We start from the raw sequence: 16,361 nt of genomic DNA, 5'->3' as shown, positions 1-16,361 counted from the left end.
CGTGGTTACGGCGTGCCGTTGCGCCCGTACAAACGATAACCGTCGTGCTGATTCAAGCGATCGTAGTAGGCGCGCACCGCAGCCAGGTCCCCGTGATCGAGCGGCGTTTCGAACCAGCGATTGACCGACAGCCCGATCGGGATATCCGCCAGGGAAAACTGCTCGCCACTGACGTAAGCACCGGTCTTGTGCAGTTGGCGATCGAGGATTTGCATGTTCCGCGTCCAGTCCCGGCAGCCAGCGGCCAGGGCGTCGCGGTCCTGATAATCCGTCGACTTGCGCACCAGCGCCATCAGCGGGTACGACCATGAGCGATTCAGCTCCGAGGCCTGCCAGTCGATCCACTGATCGACCCGCGCCCGGGCGATCGGCTCGGCGGGATACAAATTCGCGCCGCCATAGCGCGTCGCCAGATACCGAATGATCGTGTTGGATTCCCACAGGGTGAAATCGCCGTCCTGAATCACCGGCACCATGGCGCAGGGGTTGAGCGCGAGAAACTCCGGAGTGTTCGGCGACTTGAAACCCGACCCCCAGTCTTCACGCTCGAACGGGATGTCCAGTTCGGCGCAGGTCCACAGGACTTTGCGCACATTGATCGATGAGGCTTTGCCGAGAATTCGCAGCATGGGATTTCCTTCTCCTGGTGTCGGACGCAGAAAAATACCATAGCGCAAAACACAGGGCCCGCATTGCGCGGGCCTTGCTTCAATCATGTTTCAGTGATCAGATGCTGCCCGCCAGTTTGCCGGCCATCATCCGCCGACGGTAAGACGTGTCGCGGTTGGCGAGCCAGAAATACAGCGGCGAGGTCACCAGCAAACCGACCAGCCAGGACAGATCCGCGCCGTTGATGTGCGCCGAGACAGGGCCGACGTACAGCGGCGTGTTCATGAACGGAATCTGCACGGCGATGCCGATCGCATAAGCCAGCAATGCCTGTGGGTTGTAACGGCCGTAGATGCCGCCGTCGACCTGGAAGATCGACTGAATGTCGTACTTGCCCTTGTGGATCGCATAGAAGTCGATCAGGTTGATCGCGGTCCACGGCACCAACACCACCAGCAGCACCAGCACCATGTCGACGAAGTGGCCGATGAAGTCAGCCGAGGCACCGACCGCAGCGAAGCAGCAGGCCAGCAAGACGATGATGGAAATCACTGCGCGGCTTTTCGCCGTCGGGATCCAGCGATAGGCGAAGGTCTGCACCAGAGTGATCAGCGACAGTACTGCACCGTAGAGGTTAAGGGCGTTGTGGCTGATCACACTGAGCAGAAACAGCACCAGCATCAGCGGGCCGATGGCGCCGGTGGCCAGTTTGACCGCGTCCATGGTGTCCATGCCGACGGGCGTGGCCAGCACTGCCACCGCGCCGAAAACGAACGACAGACTCGAACCCAGCGCCGAACCGAGGTAAGTCGTCCAGAACGTCGACGACACTTTCACATCCGCCGGCAAATAGCGTGAGTAGTCGGAAACGTACGGCGCGAATGCGATCTGCCACAACGCCGCCAGCGACACCGTGGCCAACCAGCCGGACAGATTGAAGCTGCCCCGGGTAAGGAAATCATCGGTCTGGATATGGGTGAGGATGTAGCCGAAACCGACGACGATGCCGATACCCAGCACCCAGGTGCCGATGCGATTGAGCACATGAATGAAGCGGTAGCCGATGATGCCGATGATCCCGGACCCGAGCGCGCCGATGACGATACCCACCGGCACCGGAACGCTGTCGACCACGCCGTGCAGCGATTTGCCGGCGAGGACGATGTTGGAGGCGAAGAAGCCGATGTACATCACCCCGGCAATCAGCACCACCAGCAACGCACCGAGCGAACCGAATTGCGCGCGGCTCTGGATCATTTGCGGGATGCCCATCTGCGGGCCTTGCGCCGAGTGCAGCGCCATCAACACGCCGCCGACCAGATGGCCGACCAGAATCGCGACGATGCCCCAGACCAGGTTCAGATGAAACAACTGCACACCCAGCGCCCCGGTGACGATGGGCAGCGGCGCGATGTTGCCGCCGAACCAGAGGGTGAACAGATCGCGAACCTTTCCGTGGCGATCTTCGGGCGGCACGTAGCCTATCGTGTGTTTTTCAATCAGCGGAGCGGAAGTGGGTGCGGGGGTAGCCATGTCGAACTCCAAGGCAAGGATGAGTACGTGGACGTACTTCGGTAAGCGCCGGCACGGGTGGCGCATTTCTTGTTGAAGTGATCATGTGCAAAGCCCCGGGATAGATAAATTAGTAAGTTTGTTGCTTCAGACCTTAAAAAAAATATGCTCCGGCTGCGGCGGGCCTCCGGTATGTTCACACTCAGCTGTCTGCACTCCTCGCCACAGAAGCACTGTTGATTTCGCCGGAGGTTTCATGGCTGCCTACAACCTGCGCCAGCTCAAATATTTCGTCACCACCGCCGACTGCGGCAGCGTCGCCGAAGCGTCGCGCAAGCTCTACATCGCCCAGCCTTCGGTGTCCACGGCGATCAAGCATCTGGAAGAAAACTTCGGTGTGCAGTTGTTCATCCGCCATCACGCCCAAGGCGTGTCCCTGACACCCAGCGGTTCGCGCTTCTATCGCAAGGCGCTGGAGCTGTTGCGGGTGGCCCATGAGTTCGAGCAGAACGCTCTGGCGGACAACGATGTGGTCGCCGGGCAGATCGATATCGGCTGTTTCGAAACCGTGGCGCCGCTGTACCTGCCGCGCCTGATCGCCGGCTTCAAACAGCGCTGGCCGGGCGTGGAAATCCGCATCCGCGACGGCGAGCAGCAGGAACTGGTGCAAGCGCTGACGGCGGGCAGCATCGATGTGGCGATGCTGTTCGAACACGACCTCGACAGCACCATCGAAACCTCATCGCTGATGCCGCCGCAGCAGCCGTACGCCTTGCTGCCGGCTGATCATCGCTTCGCGCAACAGGCAAAGGTCTCGCTGCATGATCTGGTGCTGGAACCGATGATCCTGCTCGACGTGGTGCCGAGCCGGACGTACTTCGTTAGCATTTTTGAGGAGCGCGGTCTGACGCCGAATATCGTCTTCAGCTCACCCTCGATCGAGATGGTGCGCGGCATGGTCGCCAATGGCTTCGGCTTTTCGATTCTGATAACCAAGCCGTTCAGCGACTACACCTACGATGGGCAGAAAGTCGTCTGCGTGCCGCTGGCCGAAACCGTCACCGGCTCGGGCTTGTCGGCAGCGTGGCTGCGACGGGTACAACTGACCAAACCGGTGCAGTTGTTCGTCGATCATTGTCGCGAGGAACTGGCCCGGCTGTACGCCTGAACACCGGGCCGGGCCGACGCTTACAGGCGGATGAAATCGAGCAGGCGTTGCAGCATTTCATCGCAGGCGTGCAATTGCTCAAGGCTGATGAACTCATCGGGTTTGTGGCCCTGATCCATGCTGCCGGGGCCGCACACCACGGTGGGAATGCCCACCGCGTCGAACAGACCGCCTTCAGTACCGAACGCTACGGTGCCGAAATCCCTCGAACCGCAGAACGCCGCGATCAGCTCGGCGGCCTGGCTGTGGGCCTCGGTGACCAGGCCCGGATACGCCGACAGCGCGCTGAAACGAATATCGCTGTGTGCACTGACAGCGCGCATGCGTGGCAGCACTTCGCGTTCGGCGTAAACCTTGAGCGCCTCAGCAACCAGAGCCGGATCCTGCGATGGCAGGGCGCGGATCTCGAAATCGAAGCGGCAGTCGGCGGGCACGATATTCAGCGCCTTGCCGCCACTGATCAACCCGGTTTGCACGGTGCTGTAGGGCGGATCGAAACGCGCATCGTGGTGTTCGGGCGCCTTGAGCTGCTGGCCAAGCCGTCCCAGTTCGGCGATCAGTTCGGCGGCGTATTCGATAGCGTTGACCCCGAGCGGCGCATAGGCCGAATGGCACGGGTGGCCATGCACATCGCAGCGCATCGCCAGTTTGCCTTTGTGACCAAGCACCGGTTTCAGTTCGGTCGGTTCACCGATGATGCACAGCAACGGTTTCACCGGCCGCTGCTGCAACACCTCAAGTAACGAGCGCACGCCGAGGCAGCCGACTTCCTCGTCATAAGACAGAGCGATATGTACCGGCTGGCGCAGAGGCGTCGCAACCAGCCTCGGCACCAGCGCCAGCACGCAGGCGATATAGCCTTTCATGTCAGCCGTGCCACGGCCGAACAGCTTGCCGTCGCGCTCGCTGAGTTCGAACGGTGGCAACGTCCACGGCTGACCATCGACCGGCACCACATCGGTGTGCCCGGACAGCACGATGCCCGGTTGATCGACCGGGCCGATGGTAGCGAACAGATTGGCTTTGCTGCGTTCGTCGTTGTAAATCAGCGCGCACGGCACGTCGTGACTGGCGAGGTAATCGCGGACGAATTCGATCAACTGCAGATTCGATTCGCGGCTGGTGGTGTCGAAGCCCACCAGCGTCTTGAGCAGCGCGACGCTGTTCATCGATCGTCTCCGGCAACCCCATAACCCGGTGCCTTGGCCGGATCGAGGGCGCGATCGATGTAGGCCTGCAACTGCGGCAGATAGGCATCCCAAAGTGCCTGCAACTGGCCGATCGGGTTTTCATCGGCCCAATCCACACGCAAATTGACGATGGGCCAGGTCTGTTCGCCGACCACCAGCAGCGCTGCCGAATGCACCGGCCCGGCTTCGCCACCGTGCGCTTGTGCGGCGTGCAGGGCCTTGAGCAGGCGCTCGGCAAGTTGCCCTTCGCCGTGCTCGAAAGCGCTGACCATCGCCTCGATGACTTCGCGCCCGGCGAGCATGTTGCCGGCGGCTACGCATTGCTCACCCGTGGCGGCGTTGTGTACGCCGAGAGTTTGCGCGCCGCTGAAATGCGCAGTCTGGCCGAGGTGGTTGATCGCGGTGATCTGGCGGTACTGGCTGTAGCCGTTGCGCGTGAGCACCTGGTCCAGCGCGGCTTCAGGGGCCACGCCCTGTTCCAGCAGGGCGAGGACTTCCGGGCCGAGCGACGGCAAAGTGATGTTCTGGCTCGACACCGCGCCGACGCCGGGCAACAGCCACGGGCAGCGGGCACCGACGGCGATGCTGGAAGAACTGATGGCGACGCCGAACTGACCGGTGTCGGCGCAGCGGGCGGTGATGGAAAAGGTCATGGGCAGACTCCTTGATTGTCTGGGCTGACGCCTTCGTGAGCAGGCTCGCTCCCACTTTGAAATACATGCCCCTGTGGGAGTGAGCCTGCTCGCGAAGGTCGCGACTCGGTTTTCCTGACTTACTCGGGAATCACCGCAATCACATCGATCTCCATCAGCCACTGCGGCTGGCCCAGCGCCGCGACCACCAGCCCGGTGGAAATCGGGAACACCCCCTTGAGCCATTTGCCGACCTCCTGATACACCGCCTCGCGATAACGCGGGTCGATCAGGTAGGTGGTGGTCTTGACAATGTGGCTCATGTCGCTGCCAGCTTCTTCGAGCAACTGCTTGACGTTGCGCATGGCTTGCTCGGCCTGGGCGCGCGGGTCACCGAGACCGACCAGATTGCCGTCGAAATCGGTGCCGACCTGACCACGCACATACACCGTGTTGCCGGCGCGCACAGCCTGGCACAAGTCGTTGTCGAGGGTCTGGTTGGGGTAGGTGTCTTTGGTGTTGAACATGCGGATGCGTGTATGGGTTGGCTGGCTCATGGGCGGCTCCTGTAGAGAGGGTTTGGCCCGGTGCTAGCGGCACCGGGCGCAAGAGGGAATCAAGCGTCGACGAAGTGTCTCGGCGTGGAAGGATGCGGCTGCGCTTCACGCTGCTCGGCATCGCGGTATTCGAGGTATTTGCGTTGGGTGGCGATGTGATCAGCGACATGTTTGGCGTCGTGCCACACGCCCCAGATAAACGACGAACCTCGCCGCGATTGCCACGGCAGACCGAGGAAATAAATCCCCGGCTCGCTCGACACGCCGCGCTGATGCACAGGCTTGCCTTGCGCATCCAGCGCCGCGACTTTCAGCCAGGAATAATCCACGGCGAACCCGGTCGCCCAGATGATCGAGGTCACGCCAGCCTTGCGCAGATCCAGGTCGCGCAGCGGGTTTTTCACGCACTCGGGGTCGGCAAACATTTCCCGCGCCTCAGGCTCTTGCGGCAGGTCGAGGCCGTTGCGTTCGATGTAGGCGTCGGCGGCATCGAGCAGCGCCAGATAGTTCTCGTCGCCGCGCTTGAGGTTGGCGACCAGGTCCTGCTTGAAGGTCACCACGCCGTTGGCGAACGACTCGGTAACTCCGACCAGGGTCATGCCGCGATGGGCCAGACCCCGAAAGTCGATGGTGCGCCCGCCATGAGCACCGCTGACGGCGATGGTCACATGTTCGCGGCCGGGTTTCATTGCCGCCTGATCCCACTCGCCGAGTACCCCCAGCCACCAGCAGAAATCGCGGTTGCGATAAGCGCGAGGCGGGCGGTCATGGGCGCCGACCGACAGGTAAACCTGCTTGCCGGAACGTTGCAGTTCATCGGCGATTTGCACGCCGGAAGAACCGGCACCGACCACCAGCACCGCGCCTGCCGGCAGTTGCTGCGGATTGCGATAGTCAGCGGAGTGGATCTGCAGCAGGCGTTCGTCTTGCGGGGCAATCGCCGGGATCACCGGTTTCTGAAACGGCCCGGTTGCCGCTACGACTCGGCTGGCTTCGATCACGCCATCGGAAGTCTCGACGGTGAAACCCGGACGACCGACATTGCGCACCACGCTTTGGACCTCCACTCCGGTGCGGATCGGCGCATTGAATTTTTTCGCATAGGCTTCGAAGTAATCGGCCACGCGTTCTTTCGCGGCGAAACCGTCGGGATCGACGTCATCGAATTCCAGGCCGGGAAAGCGGTCATGCCACGCCGGGCCGTTCGCCACCAGCGAATCCCAGCGTCCGGTGCGCCAGCGTTCGGCGATGCGGTTGCGCTCCAGCACCAGATGCGGGACACCGAGTTTGCTCAGGTGCTCGCTCATCGCCACACCCGCTTGGCCGGCACCGACGATCAGCGTGTCTGTTGTTATTATTTCTGGGGTCATCTCTACATCCTTCCTAACAAGGCAGTTGGATTCGGGCCGCTGTTGGCTTGTCCGTTTGGCTTGAGGTCAGACTAGGGAGAGGGGGGGTATCGGTAAAATATTATTAAGCTGGGATGTGAAGATAAAAAACTGATGCAGGCAGGCCGAAGCCTTTGAATGCAGGGCTTTCCAGGACGCACAAGGTCAGTGGTTGAAGAGTTTTTGTGGCGAGAGAGCTTGCTCCCGCTGGGTCACGCAGCGGCCCTCTTTTGATTTGAAAAGACGGGCCTGCTGCGCAGTCCAGCGGGAGCAAGCTCCCTCGCCACACGCGGGCTGGACTTTTCCGGGTTAGCGGTTCAGGAACGCCAGCAGATCCTCATTCAACGCCTGCGCATGGGTCACGGCAAACCCGTGCGGCGCACCTGCGTAGACCTTCAACTCAGCGCCCTTGATTTGCGCGGCGGCCTGCTTGCCAGTGGTTTCGAACGGCACGATCTGGTCGCCATCGCCATGGATTACCAGAGTCGGCACGTCGATCTTGGCCATGTCCGGGCGGAAGTCGGTTTCGGAGAACGCGGTTACGCAGTCGACGGTGCCCTTGAGCGAAGCCAGCAGCGCGATGTTCAGGGTTTGCGTGAGCACGCCGTCAGAGACTTTCTGGCCCTGATTGATGCCGTAGAACGGCGTGTTGAAGTCAGCGATGAACTGCGCGCGATCCTTCAGCAGGCCGGCCTTGATGCCGTCGAATACCGATTTGTCGACGCCATCGGCGAAGTCGGCTTTCTTGCCGAACAGCGGCGTGACCGCACCCAGCAATACCAGACCGGCAACGCGCTCGCTGCCATGCCGGGCGATGTAACGGCTGACGTCGCCGCCACCCATGGAAAAGCCGACCAGGGTCACGTCGCGCAGATCCAGATGGTTGATCAGGCCGGCGATGTCATCAGCGAAGGTGTCGTAGTCGTAGCCGGTCCAAGGCTGATCCGAGCGACCGAAACCACGGCGGTCGAACGCGATAGTGCGGTAGCCGCGACTGCTCAGGTATTCCATCTGGTATTCCCACATGTCGGCATCCAGCGGCCAGCCGTGGCTGAACAGCACGGGCTTGCCGCTGCCCCAGTCCTTGTAATAGATCTCGGTGCCGTCTTGGGTCTTGAAGGTGCTCATGCAAACTCCTTGTGATCGTGTGTGGCAAGAATAGATGCCGAATGGGCAACGGCCACTATCCGCGCAAAATGCGAAAGTCACTTGTACGCAGGTGCTGGTTTCACACGTATGAAAACGCGACGAACCCCGATGAACGGTGCAAACATAAGTTTGACGTCAAAATGATGGCCATCTAATATCGCGCCACTATTTTGATGTCACTTTTTGTGTCGAGGGATCGAAGATGTTTTCACCCGCCTTCACGGCGCGGTTGTGCTTGGCTTTGCTCTGCCTTTCTCCGCTTGAATCCGCTTGGGCTGCGCCCACCCCCGGCGAAACCGACCTGATCCGCGAACGTCAGAACCGTTTGCTCGAAGAGCAGCAACGGCGTCTCGAAGAACTCAAGGACCTGCCCGGCAAAGACGCCAGACCAGCGCAACCGACGACCCCCGCCGGTAGTCGCTGTTTCACCATCAAGGACATTGAGCTCAAAGGCGCCGACAGCCTGTCGGAGCGCGAAAAGGCGCGTCTGCTCGAACCCTATATCGGCGAATGCCTCGGCGTGCCGCAGCTCAACGAGCTGCTTAAAGTCCTTTTCTTCAACGAACATACTATGCGTGATGGAAGTGTAGGTCGTTTTGATCCTGATGCTGGCATCGCAGAAACCTAGTCGAGATTTCAAAGTGGTACTTTTAAGCAGGAAGATATCCAGCTGTTCAAGCATGAGTATTTCGAGTCCAGATTCGAGGGTATATTTAGACAGGATTATGGCGTTTCTCATGATAAAACACAGATACGTTATCCAAGCCCGCTAGATTGAGAGGTGTACGTGGCTATTTATATAGAGATGGGCAAGGTTATAGAGACTGAAGATTATGTTGAATATACGTTTGGTCGGGGCGGCGATGTAGGTCTGATACGGCTAGATAAAATAAAGGAAACTATAAGCGTCATAAAGGAGTGCCCGTTGGATGTAAGCGGAAAATGGTCGGAGAGAGCCGGTATGAAGCTCGCTCGGCTCTTTGTAAAAGGCGAGTTTCCCGAGAAAACCCAGTGGGCTTCTTGAGAGGGGATAGATAGGGGATGGGATAAATGTGGACAGACCCTGAGGGATGCTCACAAATCCACTCCAGGCTCTGCGCTTGATGATGTATCTCATCACGCAGAGCTTTCGCCAGACTTTTCCGATTGGAGGCTAAACGATGAATCATGAGCAGCAGGATCTGATTATCGATTTGGTGTCAAAAAAAACTTCCAAGGAAAGATTGGTTGAGATATTTTTTGGGGGCGAAATTCCTGATGGATATCTCCGTCGTGAGTTGGAAGTTGCGCTCGAAATTAAAGATTCTGATAATGTTGAATGCCTGCTGATATTCGGTTCTGTTTTTGGAATTGCACAGGATTGTGCCGATATTTTGTGCCGTCTGTTAATTCAGGATTGGCACACCAGTCATGAAAATATCGCCAGGGAATTGAAGGTGTTTAAATACCCTGGCGCGGTTGATTATTTATTTAAAGCAGCACTAATTCACCATCAGTACATCGCTTCCGATTACGCGCTTGGAGTTAAGTGCATTTACGCGCTATATGAAATAGGGGCGGACGATGCACGGGAAAAACTGCAGTTGTTGATGGAGGTTGACGTTCCTGAAATGTCAGAACTTGCAGTGCGATTGCTAAATTCCATGAGAAAGTAAGGTGTAGGTTAGAAGTCACTAGTTGCTGCATTATAGGATTATTCGATTGGGATGAGCTCTTTGGCTTTTTCAATCTCGCCCTTTAGCAGCAACTCGTGAATGTCATGAGCAAGTGGAGTGACATCGCTTATGTTCTGGATCCATGTCGTTGACATAGAGCTCGACGGCTTTTGCGCTCAGGCCTATCTGAATGGCACGGCTTATCTGAGCTTTGAGATGTTCGTCTCGATCTGGGTCCCACTGAATTCGGACAGGTGTCTGCTTTTTCAGTTTTAGCCATTCTTCCTCACTCATGGAATCTTCCGTGCCCATTCAAACCCATCTCGTGAAATATCGATGGCCAGAATTCGAGACTGTCTTGTGTCCTTCAAGCCCCATCCCGACCGATGCATCATCCACAGGAAGGATGGCTTTATCCATGTCATCCGTTCCATTTTGAAAGGCGGGGAAACAAAGGTGCCGTGACTTAGCGCGGCATCGGCAATGACATCAGAATAAGCTTGGTAAACACGGATGGTGTTCGCATCGTATAAGCCGCGAATCTGGCGGATTGGTGTGGCATTTGAACTCGCTAGCTGATTCACCATTTTCATACCCTAAGCTTAATGACGCGTAAATGGTCGGCGTCCTGGCGTTTGGCTTTTGTTACTAGACATCCCTCGGAGGGCCTTCATACATGAAACTGTCTCGACTGCTGCTGTCTTTTATTCTCACGTTAACCGGCTGCCATTCCAACGTCAGAGATTCTTCCCCCAGCCTCCTGAAAAACGGCTTGCAACTACAACAAAGAACTGTCACGCCAGATACGCAACACGCCAAAGTAATCATGAAAGCCACAGGTTACACATACCCTGTCGAGTTCTCGGTTCGCCGGGCTTCAGATCCCGATCAACGAATGGAAGTGCTGGGTACCGTGGTGGATTCCGGGCGGGGCAAGGTATTCGGCTGGATCGCCAAACTCAGCGAAGCGGCCAATAGCGCCACGTTCAAGCACTTCCCTCAGTTGGAAACGCAAGCCAATGCCGACGAACCCTTCGAGGTGTCGGGGCGTTCCAACAGCATGGGCACCGGCAATACTTATAGCTGCGGGCCGCTGAACAGCACTTTTACGCCGGAGCGAAGCACGGTCTACCTGGTGGAGTTTCAGTTTGCCGGGCAGGGTTGCGAGCAGCATGTTTACGATGTCACCCAGCCGGGTCAACGTCGCCTTATCGGAGGCTGAGGCATTTGAAATTAAATCGGGTAAATGGGGACAAACCACGTTTAGAAGGCACTCCAAAACGTGCTCTGTCCCCGTTTCCTTTGCAGCCAGCAACACCGCACCGGCTCTGACCTGGACAGTCGGTAATGTTGCGGTAAATGCCCAGGACCATCTGGTCGCAGCGACCAGTGGCGGGCCGCGCAATCTGTTCATCGATGCCCCGGCAGCGGTGTCTGACAGCACGCGCGCCGTTGACACTTTCCACCGCACCCCAAGCATGGTTCAGGCGGTTGCCAGTACGGTCGATGTCAAGGTACCAGAGGGCGCCACCGGCTCGGGCATGGCAAGTCGCGGCAACGACATGAAAGAGTCGATCGACACCCGTCCGGTTACCCGTGTTACTGGACTACCTGACACCAAAGCACCGTCCAATCCGCACAAATACCTGATCGAAACCAACCCGGCACTCACCGACATCAAGTCGTTCATGAGCTCCGATTACCTGCTCGACAAACTTGGCTTCGACCCCGACCAGAGCGCCAAGCGTCTGGGCGACGGCCTCTACGAACAACGCCTGATCCAGCAAGCCGTCACCGCTCGCACCGGCCAGGCTTTCCTCGATGGCCAGACCTCCAACGAGGGCATGTTCAAGTACCTGATGAACAACGCCATCGCCAGCAAGGACGCACTCAACCTGTCGGTCGGCGTCGGCCTTACATCGCAGCAAGTCGCGGCGCTGACCCATGACATCGTCTGGCTCGAAGAGCATGAAGTGAATGGCGAAAAAGTGCTGGTGCCGGTGGTGTATCTGGCTCAGGCCCAAGGCCGCCTCGGCCCGACCGGGGCGCTGATTGCCGGTAACGACGTGACGCTGATTGCCGGCGAAAACCTTGACAACGTCGGCACGCTGAAAGCGACCAACAACCTGTCGGCCACAGCAGGCAAGGGCTTGGTCAACAGCGGCTCAATCGAGGCGGGTAATCGTCTGGATTTGCTGGCGACCAACAACATCGTCAACAAGGCGGGCGGCATCATTACCGGCAAGGACGTCAGCCTGACCACTCGCACCGGCGATGTGATCAACGAACGGACCATCACCTCAAGGGACGACCAGTACGGGTCAGTCACCCAGCGTAAGGATTACGCCGATAACGCCGCACGCATCGAAGCCGTCAACGACCTGACCGTCAAAGCGGCGAAGGACATCAACGTTATTGGCGGTGTTCTGAAAAGCGGCCAGGACATGACGTTGAATGCCGGGCGCGACGTCAATGTCGCCTCAGTACAGGTCAACGACAGCGTGTCACTCGGGTCGAGGGCAAGTGCCAGCGATGTTACCCAACTGGGTGCTGATATCGATGCCGGGCGTGATTTCAAGGCAGACGCCAAACGCGATATCAACATCATCGCCAGCGAAATCGATGCCAAGCGCGATGTATCGATGAAGGCGACCGAGAATCTGGTGATTACCTCGGCGGCGGACGAGGAACATTCGAACTCGAAAAACAAGAACGAGAAACGCCAGGAGGACCATGTCACTCAGGTCATGTCAGGCATCACCGCAGGCGGCGATGTCAGGCTGGATGCGGGCAAAGACCTGAGTGTGATTTCCAGTCGGGTGACGGCGGGGGATGAGGCGTATTTGGTGGCTGGTGACAACCTGCAGATCCTGGCGCTGCAAGACACCGATTACTCGCTTTACGACATGAAGAAGAAGGGCGGCTTCGGCAAGCTGAAAATGCAGCATGACGAGGTCACCGACAACAAGTATGTCGGCTCGGAAATCAAGGCTGGCGGCGATCTGACGCTCAAGAGCGGAGGCGATCAGCTTTATCAGGTCGCCCAGCTCGAAAGTGGCAACAACATCACACTCGATAGCGGTGGGGCGATCACGTTTGAAGCGGTAAAAGACCTTCATAACGAAAGCCATACCAAGACTGACAACAACGCCGCGTGGGTGTCCTCCAAGGGCAAGGGCAACACCGACGAAACCCTGCGTCAGACCCAAATGATTGCCAAGGGCAACATCGTCATCAAAGCCGTCGATGGCTTGAAGATCGATATCAAGGATGTGAACCAGCAGTCCGTCAGTCAGACCATCGACAGCATGGTCAAGGCTGACCCGCAGTTGGCGTGGTTGAAAGAGGCCGAGGCCCGTGGGGACGTCGACTGGCGTCTGGTTAAAGAGATTCACGAGTCGTTCAAGTACAACAACTCGGGGCTTGGTCCGGCTTCGCAGATGATTATTGCGATCGTTATGGCTGCGGTTGTTGGACCGGCAGCTTTGACGGCGATGAGTGGGATGGGCACGTTCTGGGCGGCATCTTATGCTGCTGTAGCCACCGGAGCAGCGACAAATGCCGCCACCAGTTTTATCAATAACGGTGGCAACCTTGGCGCTGTATTCAAAGATGTAACGTCTTCTGATGCGCTGGCTGGCTATGTTATTTCAGGAGTAACTGCTGGCCTGACGGCGGGCTACTTCGACAGCATTCTCAAGACCACAACAAATCCGATAACCGGCCAAGTCATGACTGACTTGAGCAGTCTGGAAGGCATCGGCCGTTTCGCCGGTAACCAGCTGCTGCAGAACACGACTTCCACTGTTTTGGGCGCGACTTTCGGTCAGCACGCGAATTTCGGTAATGCGTTGACGGGCGCTCTGTTGAGTACTCTGAACGCGGCGGCATTCAATGCTGTAGGCGATTTTGCTGCTAAACAGGGCTGGAAAGACGGCAGTCTCGAAAAAATCGCATTGCACGCGGTTGTTGGAGGGTTGCTGACTGAAGCTGCGGGTGGCGATTTCAAAACGGGTGCATTGGCGGCGGGTGCAAATGAGGCTCTGGTTACCCAGTTGGCCACGCTGGTCAAGAACGACAGCAACCTGTTGTCGATGTCCTCCCAACTGGTGGGTATCGCTGCGGCAGCCGTAAGCGACGGTAACCTTCAAGAGGGCGCGACTATTGCGAAGGACGCTACTAATTACAACTACCTTATGCACCACGAAATCGTGGAAATGTTGGATGAGCAGGCAAAATGCGCATCCGAGACGTGCAAAGCAGAAGTGCGAGAGCGTTATGCCAATCTGGATGAGCAGCGAAATGCGGAGTTGGGTAGCCTCTGTCAGAAAAACTTAAGTGCCTGCAAGCAGCTTTCGGATCAGCTCCTAGCCGATCAGCCAAAAATTCGCGAACTGGCAGAGCAGCTCAGGCTCAGTGGGGATATAGGTGCAGCTGCAAACGTAGGCTGGATCATTACGGAGAATAACCAAACTGCGCAAAACACGATCATCAGAGAGATTGTGGTTCAGCGTGATGGTGAAAGCGCCGCGTTTTGGGCAGATGCTGCAGGCGTAGCCGCAGATGTCGCGGGCGGTGGTAAACCGGGCGGTAGCAAAGGAACGACTAAGACTGGCATTGCTGATAACACCGAGTCTTCCCTCCCAAATTCACCGTCCACGAAAGGGCCGAGTGAAGATATACCTCCTGCCACGTCTGCCATTTCCCGCGTAGGTTTGAAAGAGGATCTCGCAGGACAGGCGGGCATTCCGCGGGATATGATTGGTAATCCATCCAGCGTTTGGGGACGATCGATTGACGATATTAAACAGTCACTTACAATGGACGGAGCAACCGCTACTTTGTCGACTAAGAGCAAAACGTCAGGTAATGCTCAAGTTTACGAGATCAGTGGGAGTGCAACAGGTATTAAGGAAATCCAATATAGTCCGTCTACCGTTGATAGCGTCAATAAATCAACGCACATAGGTGAGTACTATAGAATCACGTATAGTGATAATACTTCAGATAAAGTGGTTGATCCTGATACGTATCGACCTCAGTTTAAAGGGCCGAACGAGCCGATTTATGACAAAGATACGCTTTTCATGAACCCTCAGGGGCAAGAAGTGCTATTTAACCCGGCTACCAACAAGTGGGTACCAAAATGAGTAATGTTTCTATATCTTGGGTCGCAACCATATTGCCTGGAAGATCACTTGCTGGAGTGCCGCTAGGGCTAGCGGCGCCTGATCTCGAAACATGGCTGGCAATGTATGCTATCGACGAAGCAAAAACCTTATATAAATTTGAAGAAGGTCCAATCCTAAGGTTGACAAAGTGCGATAATCGAAAGGGCGAAGGTGGTTATGTATTTTATTTATATGATAATAGTGTTATCAATTCCAATAAGTTTGGTATTCCTGCTTTAAGTATAATGCTGAAGTGCAACAAAGTTTTCGCGCTTAAAGTTTATGATTTTAGTTTTCCCGGTGAGGCGGCTAGTGCTTTTGTCTACCAGGGATCGCTAACTTCGAATATAAGATTGGGGAGCAATGTTGCTGAGTTGAAAAAAATCACGTCATTGGACTTTGATAAGGGCGAAGGCTGGTTTATAACAGATGAAAAGTTTGGTTTGATTGAGGTTTCAGGCTGGGGAGTACCGCTGGAAGAAGAACCTCAGCAGCTGATTACTGCCATTTGTGTAATTTGATGCGCTTGCACGGAAGCCGATCCGGATGCTTCTTCATGACTCGATAATGCAAGTTGATAAATGGATAAATGGGGACAGACCACGTTTAGAAAGTAGGTGAAGGCGATGGATCCCAAAACATACGAACTGCTCAATGGTATTCCGGAACACGCCGATTACGCTGTGGAGGCGGGTGACCTTGACCGAGAAGACATTTCACAAGAAAGAATGGCGGCAGTGAGACAGCTGCTCAACTGTGAGAATGAAATGGAGCGTTTTCAGGCTTCTAAACTTCTCACCAGTTGGGGCGTCCATGACGGCTTGATAGTGCTGGAAGAATATATGCGGCGCCCAGAGATTATTGAGGGTATTTATACCCATAGACTCCATGGGTACGATGATACATATCGGCATATATTGATGGCAGTGACGATGTATTTCGCGAATGCCGCTGAGGTCAGTGGAAAGGAATTAGCGAGGCGTCAGGTATATGATGTGCTTTCAAAAATAATCGCTCTGGCCAACGAGAGGCCTTTTGAAATATCGGAAATATATTCTTTCGTGCATCGTGAAAAGTATTCAGAGTACCTCCCGCTGCTGAAGCAGCATTTGATCGCAATGGTTGAACATCCCGAACTGCACCGATGGAAAGTCAAGGATGCCATTGGTTTGATAATGGAGTTTGATGCTGATTTTGTCAGAGCTTTATTGGATAAATGGGGACAGACCACGTTTAATGTAATTGACTGCAACAATACGTAAAAATTTGCCATCATGTTTACCTTTCGGCCCGCTAAGCTTTCAGTTCGACCAATTGAAAGGATTCATTG

General features: G+C 56.4%; 15 protein-coding genes and 1 pseudogene. 7 read left to right on the top strand and 9 right to left on the bottom strand.

The window, feature by feature from the left end:
* Positions 1–5 precede the first annotated feature (5 nt).
* Together LIS66_RS15350 and LIS66_RS15345 are read right to left on the bottom strand one after the other, a co-directional pair.
* Entirely contained in the window at positions 6–629 is a 624-nt protein-coding gene (locus LIS66_RS15350; protein ID WP_064363469.1) for a glutathione S-transferase family protein, read from the bottom strand.
* 97 nt (positions 630–726) lie between these two features.
* Complete coding sequence (locus LIS66_RS15345) at positions 727–2,142, bottom strand: purine-cytosine permease family protein (protein ID WP_116658942.1); 1,416 nt, start codon at positions 2,140–2,142, stop codon at positions 727–729.
* Between the two features lie 235 nt (positions 2,143–2,377).
* Here LIS66_RS15345 and LIS66_RS15340 point away from each other — a divergent pair, with 235 nt between their 5' ends.
* The gene (locus tag LIS66_RS15340; RefSeq protein WP_227972504.1) at positions 2,378–3,289 is read left to right on the top strand and encodes a LysR family transcriptional regulator; all 912 of its coding nucleotides are present in this window, start codon (positions 2,378–2,380) and stop codon (positions 3,287–3,289) included.
* A gap of 20 nt (positions 3,290–3,309) precedes the next feature.
* On the opposite strand, the gene argE is transcribed toward LIS66_RS15340, so the two are convergent.
* The 5 genes from argE to LIS66_RS15315 form a co-directional block, all read right to left on the bottom strand.
* Complete coding sequence (argE, locus tag LIS66_RS15335) at positions 3,310–4,458, bottom strand: acetylornithine deacetylase (RefSeq protein ID WP_227972503.1); 1,149 nt, start codon at positions 4,456–4,458, stop codon at positions 3,310–3,312.
* Positions 4,455–5,132, bottom strand: a complete 678-nt coding sequence (locus LIS66_RS15330) for a DUF1028 domain-containing protein (protein ID WP_116658945.1) — start codon at positions 5,130–5,132, stop codon at positions 4,455–4,457. Before LIS66_RS15330 ends, argE begins: the two co-directional genes overlap by 4 nt.
* Positions 5,133–5,251: 119 nt before the next feature.
* Positions 5,252–5,668, bottom strand: a complete 417-nt coding sequence (locus tag LIS66_RS15325) for a RidA family protein (RefSeq protein WP_116658946.1) — start codon at positions 5,666–5,668, stop codon at positions 5,252–5,254.
* Positions 5,669–5,727: 59 nt separating this feature from the next.
* Entirely contained in the window at positions 5,728–7,038 is a 1,311-nt protein-coding gene (locus LIS66_RS15320; RefSeq protein WP_227972502.1) for a flavin-containing monooxygenase, read from the bottom strand.
* A gap of 327 nt (positions 7,039–7,365) precedes the next feature.
* Positions 7,366–8,184 (bottom strand): alpha/beta fold hydrolase, encoded by an 819-nt coding sequence (locus LIS66_RS15315; RefSeq protein WP_123419367.1) that lies wholly within the window; start codon positions 8,182–8,184, stop codon positions 7,366–7,368.
* A gap of 223 nt (positions 8,185–8,407) precedes the next feature.
* On the opposite strand from LIS66_RS15315, the pseudogene LIS66_RS15310 reads away from it, so the two are divergent.
* Both LIS66_RS15310 and LIS66_RS15305 read left to right on the top strand, forming a co-directional pair.
* A pseudogene (locus tag LIS66_RS15310) lies at positions 8,408–8,758 on the top strand (POTRA domain-containing protein); the annotation flags it as partial.
* A gap of 607 nt (positions 8,759–9,365) precedes the next feature.
* On the top strand, positions 9,366–9,860 hold the full coding sequence (locus LIS66_RS15305) for a hypothetical protein (protein WP_227972501.1): 495 nt from the start codon (positions 9,366–9,368) through the stop codon (positions 9,858–9,860).
* Positions 9,861–9,962: 102 nt separating this feature from the next.
* On the opposite strand, the gene LIS66_RS27765 is transcribed toward LIS66_RS15305, so the two are convergent.
* Together LIS66_RS27765 and LIS66_RS27760 are read right to left on the bottom strand one after the other, a co-directional pair.
* Positions 9,963–10,154: a DUF4291 family protein gene (locus LIS66_RS27765; protein WP_252874699.1), complete on the bottom strand. Its 192-nt coding sequence runs from the start codon at positions 10,152–10,154 to the stop codon at positions 9,963–9,965.
* Positions 10,151–10,453: a DUF4291 family protein gene (locus LIS66_RS27760; protein WP_252874698.1), complete on the bottom strand. Its 303-nt coding sequence runs from the start codon at positions 10,451–10,453 to the stop codon at positions 10,151–10,153. Before LIS66_RS27760 ends, LIS66_RS27765 begins: the two co-directional genes overlap by 4 nt.
* 83 nt (positions 10,454–10,536) lie before the next feature.
* Between LIS66_RS27760 and LIS66_RS15295 the strand changes: the two genes are divergently transcribed.
* From LIS66_RS15295 to LIS66_RS15280, 4 genes are all read left to right on the top strand, one after another.
* Positions 10,537–11,082 carry a hypothetical protein gene (locus LIS66_RS15295; protein WP_227972500.1) on the top strand — a complete coding sequence of 182 codons (546 nt, stop codon included), beginning with the start codon at positions 10,537–10,539 and terminating at the stop codon, positions 11,080–11,082.
* The gene (locus LIS66_RS15290; protein ID WP_416220734.1) at positions 11,033–15,010 is read left to right on the top strand and encodes a DUF637 domain-containing protein; all 3,978 of its coding nucleotides are present in this window, start codon (positions 11,033–11,035) and stop codon (positions 15,008–15,010) included. Before LIS66_RS15295 ends, LIS66_RS15290 begins: the two co-directional genes overlap by 50 nt.
* Entirely contained in the window at positions 15,007–15,552 is a 546-nt protein-coding gene (locus tag LIS66_RS15285; protein ID WP_042606743.1) for a hypothetical protein, read from the top strand. The genes LIS66_RS15290 and LIS66_RS15285 overlap by 4 nt, the downstream gene beginning before the upstream one ends.
* A 105-nt stretch (positions 15,553–15,657) precedes the next feature.
* On the top strand, positions 15,658–16,293 hold the full coding sequence (locus tag LIS66_RS15280; RefSeq protein WP_042606744.1) for a hypothetical protein: 636 nt from the start codon (positions 15,658–15,660) through the stop codon (positions 16,291–16,293).
* Positions 16,294–16,361 lie beyond the last annotated feature (68 nt).

The sequence above is a fragment of the Pseudomonas sp. HN2 genome, from assembly GCF_020736465.1.
Lineage (GTDB): Bacteria > Pseudomonadota > Gammaproteobacteria > Pseudomonadales > Pseudomonadaceae > Aquipseudomonas > Aquipseudomonas moraviensis_A.
Note: the sequence above shows the minus strand (reverse complement) of the source record. Positions and strands in the feature narration are given on the sequence as shown.